This is a genomic window from Cupriavidus sp. WS, assembly GCF_000395345.1.
Classification (GTDB): domain Bacteria; phylum Pseudomonadota; class Gammaproteobacteria; order Burkholderiales; family Burkholderiaceae; genus Cupriavidus; species Cupriavidus basilensis_B.
In genome coordinates this window covers 1-7902 of the sequence record NZ_AQPL01000210.1, presented here as the reverse complement: position 1 = coordinate 7902, position 7902 = coordinate 1, and the positions used below count along the sequence as shown (strand labels likewise).

Below are 7902 nucleotides of genomic sequence, written 5' to 3'. Positions count from 1 at the left end.
ACAAAAAATCTGACAGGTTCAAATTTTGCGGTGGTTCGTTTAACGAAGCGCGTACTCGCTCCAACACTTTCCTTGCATGAGTGCTGAGGCGCTCGGTCAGGGCGAGCAGCGTCTCCTCTTCGAAGTTCTCTCGCTGCGAAGCCCGAAGATGCTCCATGAGAATTCTGTCAGTCGTCAGCCCTTTCCAAGCTATTGAGTCCCGATGAGGCAAGGTGGCAACTGCGACCCCGAGCAGGCGTGGATTGCGAAGAGTTTGAAGTGTGGCACTGTCGAGCCATTCAAGGCTAACGCCATAATGCACCAGCAGTTGATCACGCTCACCCGGCGACCATTCCGGCACGTCGATCTGCGTTGGCTTGAAGGTGAGACCAGGAGCAACGGTCTTTTGCCAGAACTGCGGGCGCACCGTCACGATCAGAGATCCTCCGATAGCCTGCAATCTCTGCTGCAGACCGTTGAGGATTCGGTCCCATCGAAAATCCTGTCGCTGATTGATACCATCCACAATGACAAGCAAAGAGGATGCTGGCGGTTGACTCCGCCAAGCAGCAAGTCTATGGCGCCATCTCAGCCTAATTGCTTCATCCGACACATCGCCGGTCTGTTTAATCAAAAGTTCAACGAGATACTCGTCAAGGTTCTCCTGAGAGGCACCACCAAACTGTTCCGCGCTCGCGAAGAGGGCAATGCCTTCATGATCGCAGCAGATCTGCGCGGCGAGCCATGACTTACCGTGCCCCTCGCCCCCAGAAAGGACAATGCTTTGGCCAAGTGTCAAGCCTATCTTCACCATATCCCGCTCGGTAGTGCGCAATGGCGGCAACTCAAGTTGAGCACCTATCGCCAATGCTTGCCCCAGCCGTTCGCGAGCTATATTTTCGGACCCAAAAGAAGCCGCCCGCCAGGCCATGTTTATCACTATGGAACGAGCCACTGCTAAGGACGAAACGTTCAGATTCGACTGGAGCTTTTTCAGCAGACCGTCGAAATTGGGGTGTTCTCGAATATATCTGAACGTTTTATTTAATTTCTCTCGGTCAGGTTTCGGGTCACAATGCGCGACTAGGAAAGCTATCGCAGGATTGCCGGCAGCCACGACGGCTACGGCCAAGAGAGGTAGGAGATCAACGGTCCAATCGAGGATGAGAGTGGAGATTGCATTTTGCTCTCCTACCTCTCGTACGGCGGTCGCTAGTTGAGCGTTTATTTCAGTTGTTGCCCCAAGAACCCAAAGTCGATCCGGAGCGCCTCTTTTGCGAGCGAGGTCGGCGATTTTTGCTAGAATCTCATTTCGTTGAATATTCCCAGAATATCGTTTTGCCTCGAAGCTCACGGCGTCACTTCGCAACGCTGCGTCACCGTCCATTCCTCCCTGTAAGCCACTTGCAGCCAATCGAAAGGGAATACCCGTTAATGCAGTAAGGGTGACCCGAACGAATCCCTCAAAACCGGTGACACCAGTGGCCTCAAGTGCCAAGATGGCCCCCTTGAGGTCCGCCAGCCATTCACTCATGATCTCCTCAGGCGACATGCTCATAGCCTCATCGTTTCTGGTCTGAAGTGGATGCAACGAAAATATCTCACCCTTAGGCTCGATCTCCCGATCGCGACGCAATCGACTTACTCGCATCAAAGGTCTACAACCTGCCCCCTACAGCCCCCTCTCAAGCGCAGGACCGAATATGCTCGACTTTTGAGCCAACTCCGATGCAACTCATGACTGCACCCACCCTTCCGCCGTACCCTCGTTATATTGCTCCGCCTGCGCAAGGAGCTTCGGATTGGCCAAACCGAACTGAAGCTCTTCCTACAATCTAGAGCGAGCCGGCCGAATCTCAGTCGGAACAGACAGAAAGACCACAAGATCGAAAGCGTCCTCGAGTTCCTGGCCCCGATCTATCAACGCACCAGCAACGACCAGATCCGGATTCGCACGTAGACCTCTCAGCAATATTCATTTCGGGGAATTATAGCTACACGGAAACGGGCCTGAGACAGAACCCCAAGAACGCGGTGGTCCGGCCGTCTAATTCGGTATCGCCTGGAAGCAGAGGCGACACCGGTTCGAATGCTGAATTCGTCAGATGGAGATAATGCGCCGGCGCACAGCCCGCACCACCGCCTGCCTGTGGTTGGTTGCCCTAAGCTTGCGCGTTGCGTTGCCGATATGGAAAACCACCGTCCGCTCGGCAATGCTGAGGATCTGCAAGATTTCCCACGACGTCTTGCCCAAGCCCGCCCATTGCAGGCAAACCTTCTCGCGTGGCGTCAGCTTTGGCGTAGCGGCGTCGGCAGGCGGCGCGTCGAGCTTGAGCAACGCCTCGTGCAGGTAGATCGCGGTCAGCAGCACCTGATTCGAGAGCATTTCCGCGTGCCTCCTGGACTTGTCCGGCACCGTATCGGACGCCGCGCTGAACAGCGCGCGATTGCCGTCGAAACTGCTGATCGGAATCGTGATACCCGACAGCAGCCCGTGCTCGCGCGCTTCGTCGGGCACGCGATGCGCTCCGGTCTGCCGTTCGACCACATCCCAGTGGATCGGCAGGTTGCCGCTGGTGGCCGATTTCACGATGGGGTCGACCGCGACGTGCCCGGCTTCCTGGTAACGGAGCACCCACGAATCGGGATAGGCATTGACAATGCGCTTGGCGCCGAGATGCTCGGGTGGCACCACGATTTCGTCACTCTCGAAGAACTGACTGGTATCCGCCGACACGATCAGCGGCAAATAAAAGAAATAGCCGAATCCCAGATTGCCGAGGGGGCGATGCAGAAATGCACCAACCTCTTCTTGCGAATTCGCCGCAAACAGCACCTCAAACGAATACATCGGCCCATCCATGACGGCTTCATCGCGTGACGACCGTATTACGGTCTGCCACACAAAAAACTTTAAACCTCGATGACGACATTGGAGTGCAATGTGAAGTACCCATCGCACACGGGGATTATAACGCCGGACGTCGCTTCACGTGAGCGGAACACCTCATTCCGGGATGGGGATGGCAACGCTACCTGTCAGTTTTTACAGCTTTCCCGAAAAGCCGTTTCCGGGTTTCAACCGGCCTCAACCGCGCCAGCGGCACGCGATGGCGCAACGGCTGCGAAACCTGAAACCTTGCAGGCAATAACAGGCCCCGCCCTTCCCTGAGCCTGCGCTCGCAGGCTGCAAATCAAGCCGCCAAACCCTCCACGGCATCCAGGCCACGCCAGGGAGTGGCCCGGACCTGTCCGGCGGCAATACGCGACGTCAGTCGGACAGCGGCAGCCCGACCTTCTGGACGACATCGCGCCAGCGCTTGAGTTCGTCGCGAATCCGGCTTCGCACCGCCTCGCGCGTGCCTCCGCCCGGCTCGATGCCTCTCGACTGCAGTTCCTGCTCCATGTCCGGGGAACGCATGATCTCGTTGACGGACGCATTCAGGTCGTCCAGAACGGCCGCGGGCGTGCCCTTGGGCGCCATCAGGCCATTCCAGCCGCGCGCGACGAAATCGGGATAACCGCCTTCGGCGCTGGTCGGAATCGCGGGCAATGCCTTGAGGCGTTCCGGCGCCGTCACGGCGAGCGCCTTGATGCGTCCCGCCTGGATCTGGCCGAGGACCTCGGCGGGCGAGTTGAACGAAAGGTCGATCTGATTGCCTATCAGCGCGGGAATCAGGTCCGCGCTGCCTTTGTACGGCACGTGCAGCAGCCTGGTGCCGGTGAGCAATTGCAGAAACTCTCCGGTCAGGTGCGTGAACGTATTCTGGCCATATGATCCATAGCTGACCTTCCCCGGATTGGCCTTCGCGTAGGCCACCAGTTCCTGAAGCGTATTGGGCGCGAACGACGGCGACGCCACCAGCAGGTAGGTTGTCTGGCTGGTGATCGCGATCGGCTCGAAATCCCTGGCCGGGTCATATTGCAGGTTCCGCCGCACCGTGGGAACCACCGTCAGTTCCGACGAAGCGGAGGCCAGCAGCGTGTATCCGTCCGCGGGAGACTTGGCCACGTGCGTGGCGGCGATCGTGCCGCCCGCGCCGGGACGGTTCTCCACGATGAAGCGCTGCTTGTACTTCTTGCTCAGCCGCTCGGCCAGCAGCCTGGCCACGGTGTCGGCGCCGCCGCTGGGCGGATAGCCGACCACCAGCGTCACGGGCTTCTGGCCGGGCCATTTTCCGTCGGATGCGATTGCCGCCTGCGCCGCTGCCGTCAATAGCAGCGATGCACACAGCGAAGCCAGAACCCTGCGCGAGATGCCGTGTTTTTTCTCGTTGTCTCTTCCGTACATGATCTTCCTCCTATTTCTGCCTTGGCATGGTTATATGAGAATTCCACTTCCCCATCGTCGATGGACCAATCCGGAACCGCCACAAGAACGGCTATTTGTCTTTATGATTTTCCGACCTGATGCTTCTTCCGTCAGCACAACACTTCGATGAGACTGGGGCCGCCCGACGCCAGCGCATGCCGGATCGCCTTCCTCAGCTCCGCCACGTTGGCCGCGCGACACGCGGGAACGCCATGCCCCGCGGCCAGAGCGACCCATTGCAGATCGGGGCCGCCGATGGTCAGCATGCCGGCGGCGCGCTTGCCCGGCACCCCTGCCCCGATCCGTGAGAATTCGCCTTCCAGTATCTGGTAGCGCCGATTGGCGAACACGATGACCGTGACGTCCAGTTGCTCGCGGGCCATCGTCCACAACGCCTGCAGGGTGTACATCGCGCTGCCGTCGCCTTCGAGCGCGATGACCTTGCGATCCGGCGCCGCCATCGCGGCGCCGACGGCCGCGGGCAAGCCATATCCGATCGACCCGCCCATGATCGTCAGCCAGTCGTGCGGCGCCGCGTTTCGGGTGGCGGCGTCGAAGCCCCGCCCCGTCGTGACCGCCTCGTCGACGACGATCGCATGCTCCGGAATCAGGGTCGAAAGCAGTGCGCCAATGGTGTCCGAATTCAGCGCGTCCGTCTCCGCGGGCAAGACCGAAGGCGACGGCAGTTCACAGGCAAGGTATGGCACGTATACCGCGTCGAGCGCCTCGCACAGCCGGCGTAGCGCGTCTTCCATATTGTTGCCCCGCCGGGCCAGCGCCAGGATTTCCGTATCCGGCGCGGTCAGCCGCCCGGGCTTGTCCGGGTACGCGAAAAACGCCACGGGCGCCGCCGCCCCGACGAGGACGATCCGCCGGAACCGGCGCAGGATCGACATGGCCGCATCCACGGCGTACGGCAACCGGGGCAAGGCCACGCGCCCGGCGCCTCTTTCGATGCATTCGGCGTACAGCTCGCTCATCACGGCGCAGCCGGTCGCGGCCGCGATGCGCCCGGCCCATTGCAGGGCATCGCCGCGCACCGCGGGGCCACCCAGCAGCAGCAGCGTCGAGGCGCCGTGCTCGCGCAGCAGGGCCGCCGCCTGCTCCACCGTGTCCGGGGCAACGGCTTCCAGCGCGGCCGGGCCGACCGGACCCAGCGCCGGCGCCTCGCCGTCGAATTCGGACCAGGCCTTGTCCGCCGGCAGGATCAAGGTCGCGACCTGCCCGGGACGCGACTGCGCCGCCGCCACCGCCGCCCGGCCCATCCGCGCCATCTCTGCCGCCGCGGGCACCGTGCCGACCCAGTGCGACATCGAGCGGGCCACCGCGGCAAGATCGGACGTCAATGGCGCATCCAGGGCCAGGTGGGCCGTGGCATGGTCGCCCACCACGTTCACGATGCCCGAATGCGCTTTCCTGGCGTTGTGCAGGTTCGCCAGCCCGTTGGCCAGGCCCGGCCCCAGGTGCAACAGCGTGCCCGCGGGGCGCCGGGCAATCCGGAAATAACCATCCGCCGCGCCGGTTGCCACCCCTTCGAACAGCGTCAATACACAGCGCATTCCGGCGACCCGGTCCAGCGCCGCCACGAAATGCATCTCGGATGTTCCGGGGTTGGCAAACAGGACATCCACCCCGGCATCCACGAGTGTGTGCGCCAGTGCCTCCGCGCCATTCATATTGCTCCTCCTGCCGATCGGAAAGGGTTACGGGCGCGGGTCGCCGCCGGCCGGCATGGCCGGCTCCCGCATGTAGGCGACGAGGCGCGCCAGCATCGCGTCGCACTGGTCGAGCTGCGCCACGGACACGAACTCGTCCGGCTTGTGCCCCTGGTCCATGCTTCCCGGCCCGCAGATCACGGTGGGAATGCCGGACCGGAGAAAGAGCCCGCCTTCGGAGCCATAGGCCACGGTGCCGAAATCCGAGGAGCCGCTGAACAGCGCCAGCAGCCTGGCCGCCTCGCTGTCCGGCTCCGTCGCCAGGCCGGGGTAGGCGCTCAACGGCTGCAGGTCGATGCCCGCCTCCGGGTGCACGCGCCGCATCTCGGGCACGAGCTCGCTGCCCGCGTAGCTCTGCAGCTCATGCCGGACAACCTCCGGATCGAACCCCGGGAGCACCCGCACCTCGAAGTCGAACTCGCATTCGCTGGGCACGATGTTGAGCGCGCGGCCGCCGGAAATGGTGCCGGTCTGGATGGTCGAGAACGGCGGATCGAAGCGGTCGTCGTGGTGCTCGGGCCGCGCCAGGCGGACGCCCATGTCGCGCAGGCGCGTGATCAGCTGCGCGGCGTACTCGATGGCATTGACGCCCGACGGCGCATACGCCGAATGACAGGCGAAGCCGTTGACCCGGCAGCGCATGGCCAGCTTTCCCTTGTGGCCCAGCACCGGGCGCATGAAGGTCGGCTCGCCGATCAGGCACATCGCCGGCAGCGGAAAACGCGTCTCCAGCTCGGCCAGCATCGACCGCACGCCGCGGCAGCCGACCTCTTCGTCGTAGGAAAACGCGAGGTGGACGGGAAGCCGCAGCGGCTGCGCCAGCAACGCCGGAACTGCGGCCAGCACCGAGGCGATGAAGCCTTTCATGTCGGCGGTGCCGCGGCCGTAGAGGCGGCCGTCCCTTTCCGTGAGGGAAAAGGGATCCACGGTCCAGGCCTGCCCGTCCGCGGGCACCACGTCCGTGTGGCCGGAAAGAACGATGCCCGCCTTGTCGCGGGGACCGATCGTGGCGAACAGATTGGCCTTGGTGCGGTCCTCATTGAAGAACAGTTCGCATGCCACGCCGGCTTGCGCGAGGTAGTCCTTCACGAAATCGATCAACGCGAGGTTCGACTCGCGGCTGACGGTCGGGAATGCGATCAACTGCGCGAGCAGCGCGCGACTGGTTGCGTTATTCATCGCCGGGCACTCCGTAGCTTGGCGCGGCCGTGGGATTCAGGGCGCGCGTTAGGTAATCCTGCATCTGGGGCCGGTAGGCCCGCCAGAGCGCGTCGAGTGACGCGATCGGGTCGGCGTCGGCCCAGTCGACGCGCAGGTCGACGATCGGCCAACCGACCTCGCCCACCACCGCCAGCGCCGCGGAATGCACCGGCCCGGCCTCGCCGCCCGCCGCGACCGCGGCATGCATCGCGGCCAGCAGGCGCTCAGGCAACGGCCCCGGACCCTGCTCGAAGGCCCGGGCCATTGCCGCGATCACTTCCGCCCGCGCGAGCAGATTGCCCGCCGCGACGCAATCCTTGCCAGCCACGGCATGGTGAATGCCAAGCGCCTCGGCGCCGGTAAACGACGCGGTGCCGCCGCGCGCGTCGATGACCGTGACCTGGCGGTGCTCGCGCCACGGGTCGGCATCGAGTGCCTGCGCCAGCGCCGGAGCGGGAGCGGCGCCCGAGGCCAGCAGGTCGAGAATCCGCGGCCCCAGCGACGGCAGCGTGATGTTCTGCGTGGACACCGCGCCAACCCCCGGGCGCAGCCACGGGCAGCGCGCGCCGACCGCGATGCTGGAGGAACTGATGGCGACGCCAAGCTGGCCGGTCTCGGGACAGAACCCGACGATGGAAAAAGTCATGTCGCGCTCCTCAGGCCCGGGCCGGCTGCCAGCCGTCCGGAATGACCGCG

The 7902-nt window shown here is 63.4% G+C and carries 6 protein-coding genes; all 6 read right to left on the bottom strand.

Annotated elements, in window-relative coordinates; all coding sequences use genetic code 11:
• Nucleotides 1–1513: hypothetical protein (locus K206_RS42950; RefSeq protein WP_155888120.1), on the bottom strand; the 1513-nt coding region annotated here is incomplete at its 3' end.
• Between the two features lie 567 nt (nucleotides 1514–2080).
• Nucleotides 2081–2830 carry an autoinducer binding domain-containing protein gene (locus K206_RS0117840; protein ID WP_020203758.1) on the bottom strand — a complete coding sequence of 250 codons (750 nt, stop codon included), beginning with the start codon at nucleotides 2828–2830 and terminating at the stop codon, nucleotides 2081–2083.
• A 420-nt stretch (nucleotides 2831–3250) separates the two neighbouring features.
• Nucleotides 3251–4270 carry a tripartite tricarboxylate transporter substrate binding protein gene (locus K206_RS0117835; RefSeq protein ID WP_043366854.1) on the bottom strand — a complete coding sequence of 340 codons (1020 nt, stop codon included), beginning with the start codon at nucleotides 4268–4270 and terminating at the stop codon, nucleotides 3251–3253.
• Nucleotides 4271–4401: 131 nt separating this feature from the next.
• Entirely contained in the window at nucleotides 4402–5967 is a 1566-nt protein-coding gene (locus K206_RS0117830) for an acetolactate synthase large subunit (RefSeq protein ID WP_020203756.1), read from the bottom strand.
• Nucleotides 5968–5994: 27 nt separating this feature from the next.
• Nucleotides 5995–7185, bottom strand: a complete 1191-nt coding sequence (gene argE, locus K206_RS0117825) for an acetylornithine deacetylase (RefSeq protein WP_029043766.1) — start codon at nucleotides 7183–7185, stop codon at nucleotides 5995–5997.
• Entirely contained in the window at nucleotides 7178–7852 is a 675-nt protein-coding gene (locus K206_RS0117820) for a DUF1028 domain-containing protein (protein WP_020203754.1), read from the bottom strand. The genes argE and K206_RS0117820 overlap by 8 nt, the downstream gene beginning before the upstream one ends.
• Between the last annotated feature and the right edge of the window lie 50 nt (nucleotides 7853–7902).